A 20645-nucleotide genomic window follows, 5' to 3' on the forward strand; every position below is an offset into this window, starting at 1 on the left:
GCAGTGCGAAGGGATACACTTGCATTCTTCTGAACCCGCACGTCGACCGATGACCTCCCGGTCCGTGAGCGAAGCCATCGCGCGCGAGGAAGCATCCGGCCTTGCCTATGTCTTCTGGGGACGGAACGCGGTTCTTTTCCTCCTGGCCGTATGGGTATCGCTCACGCTTCCTTTTGAACGTTCGTTGCTTTATGTGAGCGCGATCCTGGCCTTTGCACTTCTTGGAATTGTGCCGTTCGCGCTACGGCATCGATACTCCGAAAACAAACTTCTGGTGCTGGGGTTCATTTTCCTTGATGCGGCGGCGCTTAGTTTTGTTCTGATCGTTCCCACTCCCTTTGAATTTGAAGGTTGGACGCAGCAGATGAACCTGCGGACGCCTGCGTTCCTCTACCTCGGTGTTTTCGTCGTCAGCATGGCACTCAGCTACAAACCCGGGCTGGTGATCTGGACAGGGTTTGCTGCTGTTGGTTCCTGGACGCTTGGATATGTCTGGGTTGCGACACGAGAAGGTGCCATCCCTTTCACATCGGGAGACGTGCTCGATGAGGGCATGGGTGCGGAGATAGCGCTCGCCAAGATACTTGATCCGAACGCCGTCGGTCTCGCCCGGCTATCGAACCAAGTGGTGTTTCTAATACTGATTTCGGTCATCCTTACGATCGTGGTGGTCCGATCGCGCGCACTTGTTCGCCGCCAGGTGGCCGCAGAAGCGCAGCGAGCGATGCTATCGCGTTACTTCTCGCCAAATATCGTCCGCGAATTTGCTGAGGGCCGTTGGGAGCCTGATGAGCCTGGCAACCGGCCCGTTGCAGTGCTTTTTGCGGACATGGTCGATTTCACGTCGATTTCAGAGAAGCTGCCGCCGCAGGACCTCATCGCGCTGTTGCGGACCTTTCACGGACGCCTGGCCAAGGTGGCCTTTGATCAAGACGGAACGATCGACAAGTTTATCGGTGATGCCGTGATGGTTCATTTCGGCACTCCACGCTCCCGGCCTGACGATGCTGTTCGGGCTCTGAGATGCGCCGCACAGATGGCAGAGACAATCAGGGACTGGAACGCGGAAAGGGAAGGGGCTGGTGACCCGCCGGTGGGTGTCGGAATTGGCGTACATTACGGTCCCGCCGTTGTTGGCAATATCGGTGATGAACACAAGCTGGAATACACGGTTCTTGGTGACACCGTGAATGTTGCCAGCCGGATGGAAAAGTTAACACGCAAGATCGGCACAGAGTTCGTCGTCAGCAATGAGTTGATTGCGGCCGTCAGGGCCAGCGCAGCGGATCCGTTTGATGTTGCACCGGGTCTTTACAGGGCGGGCCACTATGAGATCCGCGGGCGTCAAGAGGCGGTAGACGTTTGGACGTCGCGCCCAGTGAATTGAATTGTTTGCAGGTCAGCAAATGAACAGCCATCCGGCTCACTTGGAAATTACGGGCAAAGTAGGTGCGTGGTTATGCGAAATGAAAAACACTTTTAGCGCTAAGTCTACCATTGACGATCCCACCGAGATGATCAGGACTTGCACCAGGCTTGACGGGCAGACGACAGTCCTGCCGTCGAAGAAAATTGTATGTGATCCCGCATTTTTCTCACAGTTTGGGGTGTTTTCCTATTGGCCTGGCATTTCTTGTCCCAAACAGCATTCCAGCAATTTGCCCCGTTCGAAAGATGACTGCGGCAGCCATAAACGGCTGGTTTTGCGCACATAGATACACCGCCATCGAGCACGTCTCTCACACGATGCAAAATCCGCATTGACCGTATTGTGAAGCGAGATCGAAGACTGAGCATATCTCTGGAGAGTACGTAGATTATGGACTCACTAACACAATTTACGTTCGGGGCAGCAATCTCTGCCGCTTGCCTTGGATCGAAACTGGGACCCAGAAAAGCCGTTTTGATCGGGGGACTGCTGGGAACCTTGCCAGACCTGGATGTCTTGATCCCGTTTGAGACGAAGATTGATCAATTTGTCTATCATCGCGGCTGGTCGCATTCGTTCTTCATTCATGCTGTTGCAGCTCCGGTGATTGGTGAATTGATTCTCCGTTTGTTCAAATCTCTTCAGGGTAACCGGATACTCGTTTGGATGACCGTTTTCCTGTGTCTGACGACCCACGCGCTTCTCGATTCAATGAACGCCTACGGCGCACGGGTGTTCTGGCCATTCTTCCCAGATCCTGTCGGGACAGGTTCCATCTTTATTATTGATCCTGTTTTCACTGTGCCGTTGCTTGTCGCCGTCGCGTGGGCAATCGCCAGTACAAACTGGTCAGCCGGCTTGAAAAGGATACTTGTAGCGTCACTCGTTTTCAGCACCGGCTATCTGGTCTGGGGCTTGATCGTCCAACAACATGTTCACGCGCGGGGCAAATCCATTTTCGCCGAACGAGGTATCGACGTAACAAACGTGAAGACGGTCGTCACACCCTTCAACACACTTCTTTGGCGTGTGATTGGGCAGGCGGACGGTGAATATTACAATTTATATGTGTCGCTCTTCGATGATGATCACGATGCCGTCGTTTATAAGCATGAGTTTGATTCTGCTCTCGTTTCGTGTGTTCTCGATGATCCTGAATATCAAAAGATGGTCTGGTTCAGCGATGGCTTTGTCAGGACAGATCTGATCGACGGCAGAATTATCGCCTCTGACTATCGCCTGGGTTTAACACCAAGCTACATCTTTCGGTTTGCAATTGCCGAATACGTGGATGGTCAGTTCAAAAAGATATCGCCAGAACCTATTTTACCAAGCATATCGAATGCAGGCACCGAATTTGGCTGGTTGGGGAACCGAATATCAGGCCGGCCATCGATCAGAGCATCCGAGCAAAAATTCCTCGAAAGAAACGAAGTTCAAGATATCGCCGAATGCTAGAAAATCACTGAGCGACCAGTCTATTTTGCTGAAATTGCCATGAGCAGAAGCGAGATTGACGTCAACTTGCCCAGAAATGCGCAACGTCCCATGCAGGGATAATTTGGCATCTTGGTTCGGCAGATCGTTAGACGCCATCCAAACGGCATCAAAGGGTCGGGGGATTGATGGTAGCGGAGGAGGGACTTGAACCCCCGACACGCGGATTATGATTCCGCTGCTCTAACCAGCTGAGCTACTCCGCCATACAAAGCGGCAAGACCTTGTAAGGTCCGCGCGATGTGGGGTGCTTATAGTGAGCGGGCAGGCGGGCGTCAAGCGTTGAATGAGCGCCCGCCTGCATTCTTTTTTGCAGCTTCTCAAGCAGCCGAAACCGGGGCGTTCGCTTGTGGAAAATCAATGGCCTGTTCGCCGGTGCGCTCGGTTTTATGGATCCAGCCGCCCCCAAGAACCCTTGCGGTTTCATCATCGCCGTCAAAGAAAACGCAGGCCTGACCGGGTGCAACGCCTGTTTCGCCGTTTGCAAGGTCGACAAAGGCCTTTCCGTTCAGGATCCGAACCGTTGCAGGTGCCGGCGGACGGGTTGAGCGGACCTTGGCAAAGACTTCGATTTCGTCGCCTTCATCCAATGGCTGATCGCCGATCCAGTTGGTCTCGCGCAAGAGGATGGTCCGGGTCGCCAAGGCTTCTCTTGGCCCTACCACCACGCGCCGGTCGTCCGCGTCTAGCCGGACCACATAAAGCGGCTCGCCTGTCGCCACGCCTATGCCGCGCCGCTGACCGATCGTGAAATGAATGATCCCTTCGTGCCGGCCCAAGACGCGTCCGTCCATGTGAACAATGTCGCCAGGCTCAGCCGCGTTGGGACGCAGCTTGCGGATCACAGAAGCATAGTCACCGTCGGGCACAAAACAGATGTCCTGGCTGTCAGGTTTGTTGGCAACGGACAGGCCGAACTCGGCCGCGAGTTCACGGACTTTCTCCTTCGGCATACCACCAAGGGGAAAGCGCACGAAATCAAGCTGCTCCTGTGTTGTTGCGAACAGAAAGTAGCTCTGGTCACGGTCAAGATCCGTCGGGCGGAAGAGCGCCCGCTTGTTGCCCTTCTGGGACGAGCGCACATAGTGTCCGGTGGCAAGGGCATCCGCACCGAGGTCGCGTGCGGTCTTCAGCAGATCGGTGAACTTGACCGTCTGGTTGCAGGAGACACACGGGATCGGTGTTTCGCCGGCAATGTAGCTGTCGGCGAACCGGTCCATCACCTGTTCCTTGAAGCGGCTCTCATAGTCCAGCACGTAATGCGGAATTCCGATCTTTTCCGCAGCCCTTCGCGCATCGTGAATGTCGACACCGGCGCAGCAGGATTTTGCCTTGGCCACGGCAGCGCCATGGTCGTAAAGCTGCAGCGTGACGCCAATGACGTCATATCCTTCTGCCTTCATCAGCGCCGCGACGACTGAACTGTCGACGCCACCTGACATGGCAACGACGACACGCGTGTCTTCTGGGCGGCCGGGAAGATCCAGACTGTTTCGCATAAATTCAACTTCCAGAAGTTCTGACGGATCAACCTGACCGGCACCGCTTTGTGCCGACAACAGCGGTCCCGGTCTCCACTATGGATTTTTGCCGGCCGCTCAGATCCTTTGTCTTTTCAAATTCGGCGGCACTATACAGATAAGCCCGGCGTCTGCCAATTGCATCCCCCGCATGGCAGGCACGCTTTGCCGGATCGGCAAAGCTTGCCGCCTGCTTTTTCGGTTTATAACAGAGAAGGCATATTTTAGTTTATATTTTTCAATGGTTTGTCCAGTGTTTGAAAACTGGCCCGGTGCTTGCTTTCAATCCGGTGATGAAATGTGCCTGCTGTGGCGGGTAAGCGAATTGGGGGCAAATGTGCTGCCATTTGGAATGACGAATGATGTTTCGGCCAATGCCCTGGCTGCCGGTGCAAGCAGTCTGGGTGGTTCGGTCCAAATACCTGGTGTTGGCGGCAAGGTCTCCAACTTTGCGCGCGAGCTTGGGGCGCTTGAGGTCGGCGACGTCGGGTCTGCTGGTCAATCTCTTGGTCCGGAGGGTCGGCTTTCCCTGCTCGATGCGGGTCTTGCAGGTGCGGAGGCGGAAGGCACGAAGGTTCCGTCCCTGGCTGATGCGGTATCTGTAACGCCAGCCGGAGATGGTGCGAGCCTTGTGGATGTCGCGCTGGGCGCACTTGATGAAGCTGGCGCCAGTCAATTGCCGGCTGAAGCGGTAGAGGCGCAGCCTGGGCAGGAAATATCCTCTGAGGATCTGCCGGAAAATGAAGAAGGAGCTGCCGACCCGCTGTTGGCGCTGTCAACTCTGCCGAGCGTTGAGACAGGTTTCTCTGCACTCGTGCCTGAGGGAGGTGTGTCCGGCGCAGCTTCTACTACCGGCGCGGCCGGTGTCGGTGCAAGCAATTCCGGCCAGGCGCTGGTTGCCAGTGCCGGCGTTTCGGGGGCAGCGAACGGTCTATCGGCCGGGTCAGTGCCGGCTTTTGGCACGGGCTTGCCTGAGCCAGTTCGTCCGGTGTCGAGCGCGGCCGGTCAGGCCGGGCCCGCAGCACCGCTGCAGGGAGGTCAGGCGGGAGTTGATACGGGGCAAGATGTTCCTGTCCCCGTTTCAACAAATACGCGTCGTTGGCAATCCGAGTTGCCGGAAGAATTCCGAGCGTCAACCCCTGGTGCGGGGTCAAAGCAGGTCGTACAGCAGCAGAGCATTCAATCGCCAGTGCAGCCGGTATCCGGCGCAGTGCCGAGTGAGGGTGACTTGATGCTGGCAAGTGCATCCTTGAAGGAAGGTGGGCCTGAAAAGGGTCAGGCTGTTGAATTGCTTCGCCCGGCAGGAGAGACGGCAAAGCCATCCGTCGGAGTTTCGACACCCCTTGTCTCGAATGATGATGGTGCGCAGCTGCCGCAACTTCTGAAACAGGACGGAGTAGAGCAGAAGCCGACGCTTGCGACGCAGGCGAGCCCTGCAAGTCAGGCCAAAGACGCTGGAATTCCTTCCGGAGCCGCTGATGTGGCTCCGCAGGCAGCGCCACCAAACAAAGGCTTGAAGAGCTCAGATGCCTTGGTGCAGCCGGTTACCGAAGCATCTCCTCAGGCCGACAAGGCCAATGCGAAAGTGGCTGGCAATGCAGCGCCTGATGTCAACGCAGAGACTTCAAGAGAGAGACCGGTTGCAGCAAACACGAGCGCTGACGCAGGACCACGTCCGGAGGCACGCCTGGCAAACGGAGCACTGCCGGCAGCAGCAGCTGCTGCAGTGTCCGCCGGTGTGACGACGGAAAAACCTGATCTCTCACTGGTCACAGCTGACCTGAGCTTGAGCAGTGAAATCGGTTCGGCGACCGTACGGGGTGGCGATCTTACCGGTGCGATGCGCACTGAAAGCCTTCAAACGCCTAATCAGGCTCAATCGGCACAAGTGGCCTCTCAGGTGGCTGCGGAAATTGCCCGCAATCTGAAAAACGGCCAGACCCGTTTCCAGATGCGGTTCGATCCGCCTGAACTCGGGCGGGTTGAAGTCAATATGAAGGTGGGCTCGGACGGAAGCGTGCAGGCGCACCTGATCGTTGAGAGGCCGGAAACACTCGACATGTTCCTGCGCGACCAACGTGGGCTTGAACGCGCTTTGGAAGCTGCGGGTCTGAACCCGGATTCAGACAATCTGCAGTTTTCTCTGAAGCGGGATGGCGAACAACAATTTGCGTCCGGAAATGGCCAGGGTGACCAGCCCGCTGGCAGGAACGACGCCAATGGAGCAGAGGCTGCGGAGCTGGAGCCTGAAGTCGAGGACATCGTGCGCATGACGCTTGCCCAGCAACGCGGTGGTCTTGATCTGAAAATCTAAGGTGGGGCGGGACTGCGCCCCAGGAGCTGACAATGACTGTAATTTCTTCTGCAACGTCGACGGCCGCTGAAAGCGCCAGCACGACAAGCCAGAACGGCTTGATGGCGAATTATGAGCTGTTCCTGAGCATTCTGACAACGCAGATCCAGAACCAGGATCCGCTCGATCCAATGGATTCAGCTGAGTACACAAATCAGCTGGTTCAATATTCCAACGTCGAGCAATCCATTCAGCAGAACAAGAACCTCGAAAGCATCATAGCTTCTCTGGAGTCCAACCAGAGCATGAGCTATGTCAGCTATATCGGGAACGAGATTACCGCAGATGCGTCCAGCACCTTGCTGTCCGGCAGTGCCGCCAGTTGGGGGTACGAGCTGCAAGAAGACGCTTCAGGCAGCTTTGAGATCCGCAATTCGAGTGGCGATCTTGTGTATAGCGGCGAAGTCGAGCTTAAAGCCGGATCGGGCACATTCAATTGGGCGGGACAGACCGATGCGGGAACCGATGCGGCTGATGGTGTTTATTCGATCTCGTTCGATCTGAGGGATGCCAACAGCCGTCCGGAAAAAGTCACGACCGCAGTCTCCGGCATTGTCGACAGCGTCGACTGGTCAAGCGGCTCGGCGGTACTAAGTGTCGATGGGCGAAGTGTACCTGTCTCGTCGGTGCTCTCAGTGTCCAGGCCAAGCTGAGGCCCACCATTGAGGCTGCTTGCTCAAACCTGAAATCTCGCTGTATTTCAGCCGGCCGCGTGACCGGACGTTCTTCAATGCGTTCGGTAGAGACCGTTGCTTTGCTCAAGAAAAATCTCAAACCTGGTCTCTTGGACCTGATGCCATTTGCACTGGTTAACCGGATTGCGTTGCAATTTGCACGAGATAGTAATTATGGTTAATAAAACCATATTCATTAGTTAAACAATTGAATGATTATCTTTGTAGAATCCTAAATATCATTCACTAAATTTAGATTCTATAGTTAATAAAAACACAATTTTGCTTTAGGCGTTTGTTAAGCGTCGTCATGTAGTCTCAATTGAACCTTGGTCATGGTTAGTGTGAGAGTACAATGACCGAACATATTCGTTCGCGTGTAAAATATGTCATCGGGCCCGATGGTAGTCCGCTTACTATAGCAGACTTGCCTCCGACTTCGACAAAGCGGTGGGTTATCCGCCGCAAAGCTGAAGTGGTAGCTGCCGTTCGTGGGGGCCTTCTATCCCTTGAAGAAGCCTGCCAGAGATACACTCTGACGGTAGAGGAGTTCCTCTCCTGGCAAAGCTCTATTGAGAAGCACGGTCTTGCCGGGCTGCGGGCAACGCGCATCCAGCAATATCGCGCCTGATCCTCAAGGCACAATTTAATATCCGGGCACGCGAAGGGCGTGCTTGAAGAAGGTCGGCTGCGCCGGCCTTTTTTGTTGATGATTTGATATTGCCGTTTTGTTGGAACTTATCCAAAAATTAATAAAGTAGGCAGTTTTTCCCCACTTCCGTCGCATTTTGCACACGCCGTTTCCGCAGAAAGCCGCCAATTCGTCGCTTTGGCGACATAATCGTTAACTGCTTGTTAACCATCTGGGCGGCAAATTTTGCCCATCAGGAGTGTGGTGTGTCGAACCGACTCCAACAATAACAGCTTTAGACATGCTTCAGATGCGGGCGGGCACTCGTGAACGGACTGATTGAATTCATAAAAGCGTTGGGACCAGCACGTATTGCTGCCATGGGAGCAGTTGCGGCGATCCTGATCGGCGTTTTCGCGTTCATTATCTTCCGGGTCACGTCTCCCCAGATGACGACGCTCTACAACGAGCTGACCCTGGAAGATTCAGCTGCCATCGTCACACAGCTTGAAAGCCAGGGTGTCCAATTCAAACTGACCCGTCAGGGCGCAACCATTCTGGTCGCGAAAGAACAGGTTGCACGTTTGCGGATGCAGCTTGCCGCAGAAGGTCTGCCGACAGGTGGTTCGATCGGTTACGAGATTTTTGACCGCACCGATACTCTGGGTGCAACCAGCTTTGTTCAGAACATCAACCACTTGCGTGCGATGGAAGGCGAGTTGTCACGAACCATCGGTTCGCTTGATCGTATTCGTGCAGCGCGGGTTCATCTCGTCATTCCTGAGCGGCAGTTGTTTCAGAAAGACCGCCGTCCGCCTTCAGCATCCATCGTTCTGAGTGTGCGTGGCGCGCTTGGTCCCGGCGAGATCCGCGCTGTGCAGCATCTTGTGGCAACGGCCGTCGACGGGCTTGATCCGGATCGTGTTTCCATTGTCGACGAAACAGGCCGACTGCTGGCGTCCGGTGTTGGCAATGACGAAGACGGCATGCTGACCGCCTCACTGCAAGAGCGTAACCAGGCGATCGAAGGACGTTTGCGCAATCAAGTCGAGGAGATTTTGAATTCCATCGTTGGGCCGGGTCGCGCACGTGTTCGGGTCAATGCCGAAGTCGACTACAACCGTTTGACCGAAACGACGGAAACCTTCGACCCGGAAGGGCAGGTCGTTCGGTCCACGCAAACCAAGGAAGAGGCGAGTTCGGCGATTTCTCGCAATGGACAAGTCACAGTTGGAAATCAGCTGCCGCAAGCCGAAGGCGATGTCGGTCAGGGCGGCGACCGCGATACCACAAGCGTTACCGAAGAGATTGTGAACTACGAGATTTCGCGCTCGACACGGACAGAGGTTATCGAGGCCGGTCAAATCAACCGTCTTTCCGTTGCAGTGCTTGTTGATGGCACCTATCAGCCTGACGGCAATGGTGATCCTGTCTATACACCGCGTTCGCAGGAAACGCTGGACCGGATTGCAGTGCTGGTGCGCTCCGCAATTGGCTTCGACGAAGAGCGCGGCGACCTGGTTGAAGTCGTCAATCTGCAATTCGCGCTGCCCCCGCAGGAAGATCTTCTGGCCGAAAGCGATGGTCTTTTCGACTTCACACGCGATGACATCATTCGCTTCGCAGAGCTTGGTGTTCTCTTCCTGATCGCAGTTCTTCTTCTTCTCTTTGTGGTTCGCCCACTGCTGCGTCGCATCGTAACGCCTGAGGAAAAGCAACCGCAGGAGTTGATGATCGGTCCCGATGGCACGTTGGTCGTGGAAACGGATGTGCCGCAGGAGGATGAGGCTGAGGACGAGTTTGTTATCGAGTGGCTGGAGCAGGCCAAGCAGGAAGGCGCAATGCAGGCAAGTTCGATCGCCAAAGTGGGCGACATGATCAAGGATCACCCAACCGAAGCGGTCAACATCGTCCGCGGTTGGCTGGATGAACAGGCGGCCTGAGCGTGAGCGATCAACTCCAACAACAGCTTCAGGTCAGCTTAGACGAGGAAGACCGCGACCTTAAAGGTGCGGAGCGTGCAGCTGTTCTGTTGCTGGCGCTCGGCGAGTCCCACGGTACGCCGATCTGGTCGAAGCTGGATGAGATCGAAGTTCGTCAGGTTTCGGCTGCAATGGCCAATCTCGGGCCGGTCACGCCGAATATGCTGGAAGATCTTTTCAAGGACTTTGTCCGCAGGGTCAGCTCAAAGGGAGCCTTGACGGGCAACGTCGATGCGACGGAGCGGTTGTTGGCGAACTTTCTGCCCGGCGACAAGGTCAGCGTCATCATGGAGGAGATCCGTGGTCCTGCCGGGCGCAACATGTGGGAGAAACTCTCCAATGTGCAAGAAAATGTTCTGGCCAACTATCTGAAGAACGAATACCCGCAAACTGTGGCGGTGGTTCTTTCCAAGATCAATTCAGATCATGCCGCACGGGTGCTTGGCATCCTACCCGAGGAACTGGCTCTTGAAGTGGTCAGCCGCATGCTGCGCATGGACGCCGTGCAAAAGGAAGTTCTTGAGAAGGTCGAACAGACCCTCAGGGTAGAGTTCATGTCAAACCTGACCAACACCTCCAGGCGCGACAGCCACGAGATGATGGCCGACATCTTCAATAATTTCGACAGACAAACGGAAGCCAGGTTCCTTGCGGCGCTTGAAGAAGACAACCGTGAAGCCGCCGACCGCATCAAGACGTTGATGTTCACTTTCGACGATCTCCTGAAACTGGACGCAGCAAGCTGTCAGACACTTCTGCGCCACGTAGAAAAAGATCAGCTGGCCATTGCATTGAAGGGCTCAACCGATACGGCGCGCGACTTCTTCTTCGGCAACATGTCTTCGCGCGCGGCCAAATTGCTTCAGGACGACATGGATGCACTTGGGCCCGTAAGGCTGCGTGATGTCGACGAAGCTCAGACAAGCATGGTGAACAAGGCAAAGGACCTGGCGGCGAAGGGCGAGATCTTGATCTCCAAGTCCAAGGGTGACGACGAGATTATCTACTGATGCAGCAGCCAAACCGAACTTACAACAGAATGGGAAGCATGACGAACCCGTCCAAATTTCTGTTTGACATGGACTTTTCCGCTCAGGAAGAGGAGCCGGAGATCGTTGCTCCGCCTGAGCCGGAAATCCCGAAGATCCCTGTCGCCCAGCATGAGGAAATTCTGGAGAAGGCCAAGGCTCAGGCTTTCGAGGAAGGCCGGATAAAGGCGCTTCAGGACTTGCAGACCAAACAGGAGACTCTGCTAACAGAAGAAGTGAATCGCCTCGTCGTCGCTGTCGGCGACGTCGTGCACTCTCTGGACGAACAACAGGCCGCACGAGAAAAAGATGCGATTGGCCTTGCATTTCTTGTGGCTAGACGACTGTGCGCCCACCTGATCGCGCGTCAACCGCTGGCCGAAGCCGTGGCATTGGTGTCAGAATGCCTGGGTCCGCTTCGCAAGGCGCCTCATCTTGTGATCCGCATTGCGGAAAAGGATGTTGAGGCGCTGAAGTCGAAAGTGGATCCGATTGTCCATGAAAAGGGTTTTGAAGGCCGCCTTGTCATTTTGGGGGAACCCGAAATCAGCCGAGGCGATTGCCATATCGAATGGGCGGATGGTGGCATTCGGCGCGACCGGAAGGCTCTTGAAGCAGAGATCGACACTTCCATTCGGTCTTTTTTGAGGGCCCGCGGCACCGCGAAGAAGGCACAAGTGTCCGACACGTCGGCGGAGAAAGGGACTGACGTATGAGTGACGAACAGATAGGCGAAGAGCAGGAACACAGCATTCCGCTCGACGAGTTGGAAGCGCCGCAGCGCAGTCTGGAAGAAGACGAAGTGCATGCGCCGCAATCCGCTGCCGACCTTGAAGCCGTTTTTGACGTGCCCGTTCGAATTTCTGCGGTGCTCGGACACTCGCGCATGCATGTCTCCGACCTCTTGAAACTGGCTTCCGGAACCGTTCTGGAGCTGGACCGCAAGGTTGGCGAGGCGATTGATATCTATGTGAATGACCGGCTGGTGGCGCGCGGCGAGGTTGTCCTTGTTGAGGACAAGCTCGGAGTGACCATGACGGAAATCATCAAGACGGATCGATAGGAAGAAAAGCGGATGCGTCTCTTAATTGTCGGAACACTTGGCGGACAGCTGACGACGGCATCGAAAATTGCGATGCAGGGCGGTGCGCAAGTCACCCACGCAGACGATGTGGAAGGTGCTCTGAAAGTCCTCAGATCCGGGCGCGGCGCCGATCTGATGATGGTCGAGGTCCATCTGGACATTGCCGGCCTGATCACGAAACTACAGAACGAACGGGTTCATGTTCCGGTGGTTGCCTGTGGCGTCGAAACGGACGCACAGGCAGCAGTTTCAGCCATTCGTGCCGGTGCCAAGGAATACATTCCGCTGCCGCCGGACCCGGAAATGATCGCTGCGGTTCTGGCAGCCGTCGCCCAGGAGCGCGGTGATCTTATCTACCGTGACGAAGCGATGGCCAGCGTCGTGAAGTTGGCTGAGCAGGTGGCTCCTTCCGAGGCCTCGGTGCTGATTACCGGTGAGAGCGGAACGGGCAAGGAAGTTATTGCACGACACGTCCACAAGTGCTCCAACCGCGCGTCGAAGCCATTCATTTCGATCAATTGCGCGGCGATCCCGGAACATCTTCTGGAATCGGAGCTGTTCGGGCATGAAAAGGGAGCGTTCACAGGAGCTGTTGCCCGCAGGATTGGCAAATTCGAGGAAGCCGATGGTGGTACCCTGCTTCTCGATGAGATTTCAGAAATGGATGTGCGCCTGCAGGCAAAACTGTTGCGAGCCATTCAGGAGCGGGTCATTGACCGGGTTGGCGGCACGCGTCCTGTACCGGTCAATATCAGAATTTTGGCGACATCCAACCGGGATCTTGCCGAAAGCGTCCGACAGGGGCAGTTCCGTGAGGACCTTTTGTTCCGGCTGAACGTGGTGAACCTGAAACTGCCTGCGCTGCGTGAACGTCCGGCAGATATCATGGAACTCGCGCTGTTCTTCATCAAGCACTATTCGGAAGCCAATGGAGTCCCACAGCGCAACGTTGCGGGTGAAGCGCGACAGGCGCTGATGGCCAATCCCTGGCCGGGCAATGTGCGCGAGCTTGAAAACACGATGCACCGGGCTGTCCTGTTGGCATCCGGTGCAGAGATAGGCGTTGAGGCGATCCGCATGCCGGATGGTACACCGCTCGCCATTTCCAGGAGCCCTGCGGAACGTGCCGCGCAAACAGCGGAAGCGGTAACCAGATCCTTTGTTGGCCGCACTGTTGCGGACGTTGAACGGGATCTCATTCTGGACACACTGGATCATTGCCTTGGCAACCGAACCCATGCTGCGAAAATCCTGGGCATTTCCATCCGTACGCTTCGCAACAAGCTGAACCAATATACGGACGAGGGCGTCAGTGTACCCAGCCCCGGTGAAGCACGAGCGTGAAGATTCGACAAGGCAATTGTTGACTGACGAATGGTGTTTCAAAGCTTTTGACCAGAAGCACTTTTAAGGAACCGGAATAAGAATGTCGGACACGGCAGCAGGCGGACAAGGCGGACCGGGCGGACCAGCACCGGAGCAGAAGGCGGCAGCACCTCAAGCCGGTGGCGCTTTTGCGGGTTTTCCGAGCATGCAGGAGTTGATCGACACCCTCCGCAAGGGTGACGTCGGTCTTGCGACCGGCATTCTGATCATCCTGACGCTTTTGATCCTGCCGATGCCTCCGGTCATGCTGGACATGTTCCTGGCGGTGTCGATCATCTTTTCGGTCCTGATTTTGATGACCGGGCTGTTCATTCAAAAGCCGCTGGAATTCTCCTCTTTTCCGACAGTGCTGCTCATTGCAACAATGCTGCGGCTCGGCCTGAACATTGCCTCCACCAGGTTGATCCTTTCCAATGGTCACGAAGGAACATCTGCGGCCGGGAATGTCATTCAGTCCTTCGGCAATCTTGTCATGGGTGGGAACTTTGTCATTGGGATCATCGTGTTTGCGATCCTGGTGATTGTGAACTTTGTCGTCATCACCAAAGGTTCCGGCCGTATCGCAGAAGTTGCCGCAAGGTTTACACTCGACGCAATGCCGGGCAAACAGATGGCCATCGATGCTGACCTCTCAGCAGGTCTCATCGATGAGAGCGAAGCCAAGTCACGGCGCAAGGCGCTGGAAGATGAGAGCTCGTTTTTCGGTGCCATGGACGGTGCGTCGAAATTCGTGCGCGGCGATGCGATTGCCGGACTTCTGATTACCTTCATCAATATTCTGGGCGGCATCTTCATCGGCGTGGCCCAGATGGAACTGTCATTTTCCGAGGCCGCCAACAACTATACGCTTCTGACCATCGGTGATGGCCTTGTTTCGCAAATTCCCGCACTGATCGTGTCGACTGCAGCTGGCCTTCTGGTCTCAAAAGCCGGCGTTCACGGTGCTGCAGACAAGGCCCTGACCAGCCAGTTCACCGGTTATCCGAAAGCGCTCGGAATGTCGGCAGCCGTCATGGTCATCTTGGCGCTTCTGCCCGGCATGCCGATGGTACCGTTTTTCGGTCTGGCAGGCGTCGCCGGTTACCTCGCGTTCCGTATCAGCGCTGGCAAGAAACAGGAAGCGGCCAAGGTTGCGCAGAAGAAAGCCATTGAGGCCGCACCGAAGCCACCGCCCGAACCGCCGATCACAGACGCTCTGAAAATGGACGAGCTTCGTATCGAGCTTGGCTATGCCTTGTTGCCGCTGATCAACGGCAAGGCACAGAACGATGGTGACGTGCTTACAGAGCAGATCAAGGCGCTTCGACGGCAGGTTGCCGGCGATATGGGTGTGATCATGCCGCCGGTCCGCATTCTGGACAATATCCAGCTTGGCGCGAACGACTATGTCATCAAGGTCAAGGAAGTCGAAGCCGGGCGCGGCATTCTTTATCCGAACCACTTCATGGTCATGGATCCGGCGGGCGGTCAGGTCAAGCTGCCAGGAACGCACACGACCGAACCGACTTTCGGATTGCCGGCAACCTGGGTCGAAGCGCAGTACCGTGAAGATGCGTCCTTGCGTGGTTACACGGTGGTCGATCCCGCAACCGTTTTGTCCACCCACCTGACCGAGACGATCAAGGCCAATATCAGCGAGTTGCTCACTTATGGTGATGTTCAAAAGCTGCTGAAGGAACTGCAAGGCGAACAGGCCAAGCTCGTTGAGGATCTTGTGCCCTCGCAGATCACCGTGTCCGGTCTGCAGCGGGTGCTGCAAGCGCTGCTCAATGAACGAATTTCGGTGCGCGATCTCGGCACGATCCTGGAGGGCGTGTCAGAAGCAACCGGCATGACACGCAACACGGATACAATTGCAGAGCATGTTCGCATGCGGCTCGGCAGACAGATTTGTGCAGCCAATCTTGCGCCCGGCGGATATCTGCCTCTGGTCGCCTTGTCGCCGCAATGGGAGCAGGCGTTTCTGGAATCGATTGTCGGTGAAGGCGATGATCGTCAGCTCGCCATGCAGCCAAGCAAGTTGCAGGAGTTCGTCGGCAAAGTGCGGGATGCTTTCGAAGAAGCAGCCCAGCAGGGCGAGGTGCCCGTGCTTCTGACATCGCCGCAAACCCGACCCTTCGTCCGCTCCATCGTCGAGCGCTTCCGGGCGCATACGACGATCATGAGTCAATCGGAAGTGCATCCGCGCATCAAGTTGAAGACCATCGGCTCGATCTGATCGGGCGCTCTTCAAGCGAGAGCCCGATCAAGAACTGCCTGGGTTTGATCAGGCCTGTCAGAGACAGGGAAGAAGATCCTCTTCAAAATAGGGTTTCTGATTTCTCCAGAACATATAGTCGACTTTCAGGAAATCCTTCGCGAAGGCATGGAGGACGGGAACTATGTTTTTTCGCTCATGGAGAACTTTCAGCGTATTCGTTTCGCCGATGTAGTTACCGTCCTGGACCGCAATCCCAAGAGGGGCTGAATAGGACCGTTCGTGCATCATCGCCAAGGCATGGTTCAACTGACCCTTCCGGGTGTAGATCAGATCCGGGCCACCAAGACCAACTCCCGTTTCTTCGCCAAATTCGTAAAGCCCGCTCAAGTATCCCTGGTCCTCCCATGGGCGCCACTCACCGGGCATGAAGTTGGCATAGAGCATCACGGTGGACGTTCGAAAGGCCGATTTTAAAGCGCGCATATTGGTTTTCACGCTACTCGCGTAGACAGAGGAGGAAAACGAAGGATCTGTCTCAGAACTGATGCCGATTGCGGTTTCCTGAAGATTTAGCCCCTCGATCTCGCCGTCAAACTCTTCACCGAGCGCTTTCAAGAGCGCTGCAAAACGACCCTGCACGGAATTGTTCCAGCGTTTTGCAACCCATCCTTCCAGTTCGCCGTCGTCTGTATATTGAGGTGAAACACCACCATCATATCGGGAAGACAGCAGATAGTTTGGAACAGGCTTGAAATGAGGTGAAAACGAAGCGTCCTGTAATTGTACGAAGAGTTTTTTCCCATGGGCGGCCAAATAGACGAGGTCGTCTTCTATTGCTGAGAAATCATATCGCCCCTGTGAAGGTTCCAGCTGTCTCCAGGAATACATGATTTGCGCTCCGGAAAGCCGGTCATTCTTCAAGAGGGGATGATCCCGGATCGAAGCACGGTCGCGTGCGAAATAGACGAAATGCGTGATGTTGTCGGCTTCAAGCGGACAAGAAGCGGCTGAATACTCCTTGTGGGCATTCAAATATTTTTCACTGGGATTGTCCGATGCCTGACTGATCGTGGTGCCAATGAAAAGACTCGCGATTGCAATCGCGGCTGTAGAAAACTGAGCGTTCATGAAGTTTGCCTTGCGTGGATTATCGTGCTTGGAGCGTGATTTTGACGCTTTGGACAATACCCACGATGTCTAGGACTACGGCCCTGCTGTTGCGCATGTCAGGTGCAGATTTGGTGCAGGTATGAGGTCAGGTTCAGGGTTGTCTCTCAGGCTGACTGTCAACGGGAAATGCAATCCGGAAGAGCGCGCCTTCCGGTGACGGTGCCGCCTCAATCCGAGTGCCATATCGCTCAAGAATGGCATTCACAACCGAGAGGCCGAGACCGGTCCCACCGCTATCGCGCCGGGTCGTATAAAAGGGCTCGGTTAGCCGGCTCATATCCTTGTCTTCAATTCCTTCGCCATTGTCCAGGATCTCAAGCACATTGTCCTGCCAGCCAATCCTGATCTGGCCGGCGCCATGGCCGACTGCGTTTTGTACAAGATGTGCAAAAACCGTCTGCCCGTGTCGGAGAGAAAGCGGCAGGATGGCATCATCCGGTGTCGCGATGATATGCAAATCGGATGGCGCCGGCAGCATGTCTGCCAATTTTGCAGGCGAGCCCCTCATTTGTTGACGCAGTCTTGTTATGTCCCGAAGCTGATTTAACAACCTTTCCATTCGCTGCCCCTGGGCTTTCAGGGTTTCAAGAAGTTGCCTGCGTGAGGCGTCGGGCAGGGAGCTTTCTTCGAGTAGTTCGGAAGCAGAAATTATGGCAGTCACTGGTGCCTTCAGTTCATGTGTGACATGTGTCGTGTAGGTGCTGATTTCTGTCGATCGCTCCGAAAGGGTCCTTGCCATTGAAACGACGGCGTCACCGAGCTGCGCCAGTTCGCGGGTTCCGTAGTGCTGCAAGTGGTCCAGGTTTTCCAGGTCGCCCCTTGCCAGAGCGCGTGCCCGGTTTCGTAGATCCATGATGGGCCTGGAAATCTGCCGAACAAGCAAAACACCTAGAAGGGTAGCGCCAATAGCGGTCACAGCTGCGACGACAATGACTGAGAGCCACTCCTCAGAAAGATAAGTGCCCAGCTCGTCGGGTGTTCGGGAGAGATAAACAGCCCCGATCACGCGATTTTCGCTGATCACCGGATAGGCGACAAACACCCTGAATCCGGTTCCTCGATTCAGTCGGATGAAGGAAGATGACCTTTCAGCTCCACTGCGCCACCTCAGTACTGCGCCTATTCCGCCGTTGAGAGCCTTGTTGACCTCGGGCAACTCCGCAAAACCTTCCGGAGTGCCCGCATGAAGGTCCCGGCCTTTGTGATCGAGAAACAAGACGTTTGAAAGCGTTGTGCGACCAGCTCGTTTTGACAAAAGCTCAAGATCTGGTGCTATTGCCCGGTGTCTGTGCTCAGGAGCAAGCGAAACTGGTTTTGCGCCAGGTCGAACCGGGAGGACCTTATCCTGTCGCAGGTCCAGCAACGGCCGAAATGTTCTTGCGCTCGCGTTCCAGAAAACCCGTTTTTGGGGGGGCAGATAGTAGCCGGGCATTTTTTCACCGCCGGTCTCGCGTGTCGCTGCCTCGAACGCAGCAGCGTAGGCGCTGGAGTAGATTGCCCCTTGTTGGATAAGTGATTGTTCGGTCTCATGAATGAAGCGGTTGACCCCCAGTTTCAGGATCAGGATTGCACTCACGGGCACTGCAAACATTACACAGCAGACCACCAGCACCATGAATGACACGGGCGGTTGCCATCTCTGAACTCGCCCGCTCACTGCGTGTCTTGCTCCAGTCTGCAAGTTCCAAGACGCAGCCCGGCACCGCGGACTGTCCTTATGAAATCAGGACAATCGAGCGAAGCCGCCTTAGCTCTGACATTGCGCACGTGGCTGTCGATTGTCCGACCCGACAGAGCGCTGTTGCGGCCATATATTCCTTCAATCAACGTGTTTCGGTCGAGCATCTTGTCCGGTTGATGCAAGAGCGTTGTCAGCAAGGCGAATTCCGTTGCGGTCAGCGGCAACTCTTTGGATCCGAGGTGGCACTGATGTGCCCGCGTGTCGAGTTGTAAGTCTCCGTGTTGCAGCAAGTCCTCATCCGTTCCTTTGCCGCGGCCAAGGATGGCTTTGATCCGCAAGACGAGTTCGCGTGGAGAAAAGGGTTTTGAAACATAGTCGTCGGCCCCAAGTTCGAAACCAACCACACGATCAACTTCTTCATCGCGAGCGGTCAGAAACAGGATTGGCACACGCGACAAACTTCGAATGTGCCTGCAACAATCAAAGCCGTTCATGACCGGCATGCCGACATCCAGAATGACGAGGTCCGGCATTTGTTGCTGCATGATGTCGAGCGCGTGTTGCCCGCTTGAGGCCTCGGCAGTGGACATCCCGGCGTTTTCCGCGGCGATCCGGACGATGCCACGTAAATGTGCGTCGTCATCCACGATCAGAATGTTTGGTTTCATGGCGCAACTCGTTGGTCCCTGTTCTGAAATCGAGGGACGTGGCAATTTAGTTATACACAATTTTGACTAGAATCAGGCCTGGCGGCTGGTGAGCGAATTCTCAAGATTGCAGCAATTGATTGTGGGTCAAGACAGCTTTGATGAAAAGCAGTGCACGTCCACGGGATGAAGCCTGATCGAGCCACAACGACTGTCGTCACATGCGACAGTATTAAGGTCTATCGGCAATTACGGTGGCGTCAGGTTTTGAGTCAGACAATCACGTTGATGCGGGACATGACCGCAGTGGGGCTCGCATAGGCCGTGCCCTGACCCTGGTTTTGCATCAGGAAAACAGTGTTTGCCTGGCTCGCCTGAACACCGATGTTGGTGAAGTTGCTGGCAAGGTTGCGAAGTTCCTGCATTTTTTGAGTGGATGCCTGGCGTCGTTTGGCCCAGGCCTTGTTGTAGTCAGACCAAGTCGATTTCCGTTGTGAACGGAACTTGTTGTGATAGTCGCGCTGGACGTAGTTTCCGACCTTGGGCATCTTCGCATCTTTCCTGGATACCCCGCCAAGGTCTCAAGTCTTGGTTAACAGCCGGTTAACTCGTCGCAATACGCGAATTGACCCCTTGGTGAGGGGGCTTCCAACTGCTATTTGCGAACTGAAGACACGGTTTCCTGGAGGGAAAATGACCACCAAAGTGCTCGATGTGGATGGCTATACGGATGTGCCTGATGGAAAGATCGCTTTTATCGTCACCTATCTGGAAATGCTTCGTGCACCGGAAAAGCCCATTGCGGCACCTCGAGACGATATTGCGTTGGAGCGGTGGGCTGCTCCTGATTTAGATGATTATCGCGCTCTGTTTCGGCAGGTCGGTGAAGACTGGATCTGGTTCGGACGTCTTGTTTATGACGATGCCACTTTAAGTGACATGCTCGGTGAGCCGACGCGGGAAAACTACTTGCCACTTAGAAATGGAAAGCCAATCGGCACTCTGGAGCTTGACTTTGCCAATCCCGAAGAGCCGGAAGTTGCCTATTTTGGCCTGGTGCCAGAAGCAATTGGCGGGGGGGCAGGGCGCTGGCTCATGGCGCAAGCTGTCGAAATGGCCTGGGCACGGCCGCAGACCAAACGTCTTTGGCTCCACACATGTACGGGTGACAGTCCGCAGGCGCTGAAATTTTATATGTCCTGCGGTTACAGGCCCTACAAGCGTGCTGTCGAGATTGCCGACGATCCAAGGCTTCTGGGTCTTCACGGCAAAGAAAGAGCGCCGCATATTCCGGTTATCGGTTAGCGCTTCGATTCTCGTACCTGATGGTTCTGCCACTTCGGCGCGCTCTCGAACTTGAGCG

Annotated in this window: 17 protein-coding genes and 1 tRNA gene; 12 read left to right on the plus strand and 6 right to left on the minus strand. The window is 55.4% G+C overall.

Annotated elements, in window-relative coordinates; all coding sequences use genetic code 11:
• The first annotated feature begins 49 nt into the window (after positions 1 to 49).
• Positions 50 to 1387 (plus strand): adenylate/guanylate cyclase domain-containing protein, encoded by a 1338-nt coding sequence (locus K1718_RS08275; RefSeq protein WP_265683708.1) that lies wholly within the window; start codon positions 50 to 52, stop codon positions 1385 to 1387.
• Positions 1388 to 1819: 432 nt separating this feature from the next.
• Positions 1820 to 2887: a metal-dependent hydrolase gene (locus K1718_RS08280; protein ID WP_265683709.1), complete on the plus strand. Its 1068-nt coding sequence runs from the start codon at positions 1820 to 1822 to the stop codon at positions 2885 to 2887.
• 168 nt (positions 2888 to 3055) lie between these two features.
• Here the strand turns inward: K1718_RS08280 and K1718_RS08285 are convergent.
• A tRNA-Met gene (locus tag K1718_RS08285) sits at positions 3056 to 3132 on the minus strand.
• A 114-nt stretch (positions 3133 to 3246) separates the two neighbouring features.
• Positions 3247 to 4425 (minus strand): tRNA 2-thiouridine(34) synthase MnmA, encoded by a 1179-nt coding sequence (gene mnmA / locus K1718_RS08290; RefSeq protein ID WP_265684678.1) that lies wholly within the window; start codon positions 4423 to 4425, stop codon positions 3247 to 3249.
• A gap of 319 nt (positions 4426 to 4744) precedes the next feature.
• Here mnmA and K1718_RS08295 point away from each other — a divergent pair, with 319 nt between their 5' ends.
• From K1718_RS08295 to flhA, 9 genes are all read left to right on the plus strand, one after another.
• Complete coding sequence (locus K1718_RS08295; RefSeq protein ID WP_265683711.1) at positions 4745 to 6760, plus strand: flagellar hook-length control protein FliK; 2016 nt, start codon at positions 4745 to 4747, stop codon at positions 6758 to 6760.
• 32 nt (positions 6761 to 6792) lie between these two features.
• Complete coding sequence (locus tag K1718_RS08300; RefSeq protein ID WP_152500488.1) at positions 6793 to 7452, plus strand: flagellar hook assembly protein FlgD; 660 nt, start codon at positions 6793 to 6795, stop codon at positions 7450 to 7452.
• Positions 7453 to 7828: 376 nt separating this feature from the next.
• Entirely contained in the window at positions 7829 to 8104 is a 276-nt protein-coding gene (gene sciP / locus K1718_RS08305; protein ID WP_152500489.1) for a CtrA inhibitor SciP, read from the plus strand.
• A 326-nt stretch (positions 8105 to 8430) separates the two neighbouring features.
• Complete coding sequence (gene fliF, locus K1718_RS08310) at positions 8431 to 10047, plus strand: flagellar basal-body MS-ring/collar protein FliF (protein ID WP_265683714.1); 1617 nt, start codon at positions 8431 to 8433, stop codon at positions 10045 to 10047.
• Between the two features lie 2 nt (positions 10048 to 10049).
• Entirely contained in the window at positions 10050 to 11096 is a 1047-nt protein-coding gene (gene fliG, locus K1718_RS08315) for a flagellar motor switch protein FliG (protein ID WP_152500491.1), read from the plus strand.
• A 38-nt stretch (positions 11097 to 11134) separates the two neighbouring features.
• Positions 11135 to 11830 (plus strand): FliH/SctL family protein, encoded by a 696-nt coding sequence (locus K1718_RS08320; protein ID WP_265683720.1) that lies wholly within the window; start codon positions 11135 to 11137, stop codon positions 11828 to 11830.
• Positions 11827 to 12177: a flagellar motor switch protein FliN gene (gene fliN / locus K1718_RS08325; RefSeq protein WP_152500493.1), complete on the plus strand. Its 351-nt coding sequence runs from the start codon at positions 11827 to 11829 to the stop codon at positions 12175 to 12177. Before K1718_RS08320 ends, fliN begins: the two co-directional genes overlap by 4 nt.
• Positions 12178 to 12189: 12 nt before the next feature.
• Entirely contained in the window at positions 12190 to 13542 is a 1353-nt protein-coding gene (gene flbD, locus K1718_RS08330) for a sigma-54-dependent transcriptional regulator FlbD (RefSeq protein WP_152500494.1), read from the plus strand.
• Positions 13543 to 13624: 82 nt separating this feature from the next.
• Entirely contained in the window at positions 13625 to 15802 is a 2178-nt protein-coding gene (gene flhA / locus K1718_RS08335) for a flagellar biosynthesis protein FlhA (RefSeq protein WP_152500495.1), read from the plus strand.
• A gap of 57 nt (positions 15803 to 15859) precedes the next feature.
• Here the strand turns inward: flhA and K1718_RS08340 are convergent, their stop codons facing one another.
• The 4 genes from K1718_RS08340 to K1718_RS08355 form a co-directional block, all read right to left on the minus strand.
• Positions 15860 to 16912, minus strand: a complete 1053-nt coding sequence (locus K1718_RS08340) for a hypothetical protein (protein WP_265683725.1) — start codon at positions 16910 to 16912, stop codon at positions 15860 to 15862.
• 133 nt (positions 16913 to 17045) lie between these two features.
• The gene (locus K1718_RS08345) at positions 17046 to 18545 is read right to left on the minus strand and encodes a HAMP domain-containing sensor histidine kinase (RefSeq protein ID WP_265683727.1); all 1500 of its coding nucleotides are present in this window, start codon (positions 18543 to 18545) and stop codon (positions 17046 to 17048) included.
• A 62-nt stretch (positions 18546 to 18607) separates the two neighbouring features.
• A complete protein-coding gene (locus K1718_RS08350) occupies positions 18608 to 19303 on the minus strand; it encodes a response regulator transcription factor (protein WP_265683729.1) in 696 nt (231 codons plus the stop codon).
• 251 nt (positions 19304 to 19554) lie between these two features.
• On the minus strand, positions 19555 to 19830 hold the full coding sequence (locus K1718_RS08355) for a flagellar biosynthesis protein (protein ID WP_152500499.1): 276 nt from the start codon (positions 19828 to 19830) through the stop codon (positions 19555 to 19557).
• A 145-nt stretch (positions 19831 to 19975) separates the two neighbouring features.
• Between K1718_RS08355 and K1718_RS08360 the strand changes: the two genes are divergently transcribed.
• Positions 19976 to 20587, plus strand: coding sequence for a GNAT family N-acetyltransferase (locus tag K1718_RS08360; protein ID WP_265683734.1), 612 nt, complete (start codon positions 19976 to 19978; stop codon positions 20585 to 20587).
• Positions 20588 to 20645: the final 58 nt, after the last annotated feature.

Origin of the sequence: Roseibium porphyridii, from assembly GCF_026191725.2 — a bacterium.
GTDB classification, from domain to species: domain Bacteria; phylum Pseudomonadota; class Alphaproteobacteria; order Rhizobiales; family Stappiaceae; genus Roseibium; species Roseibium porphyridii.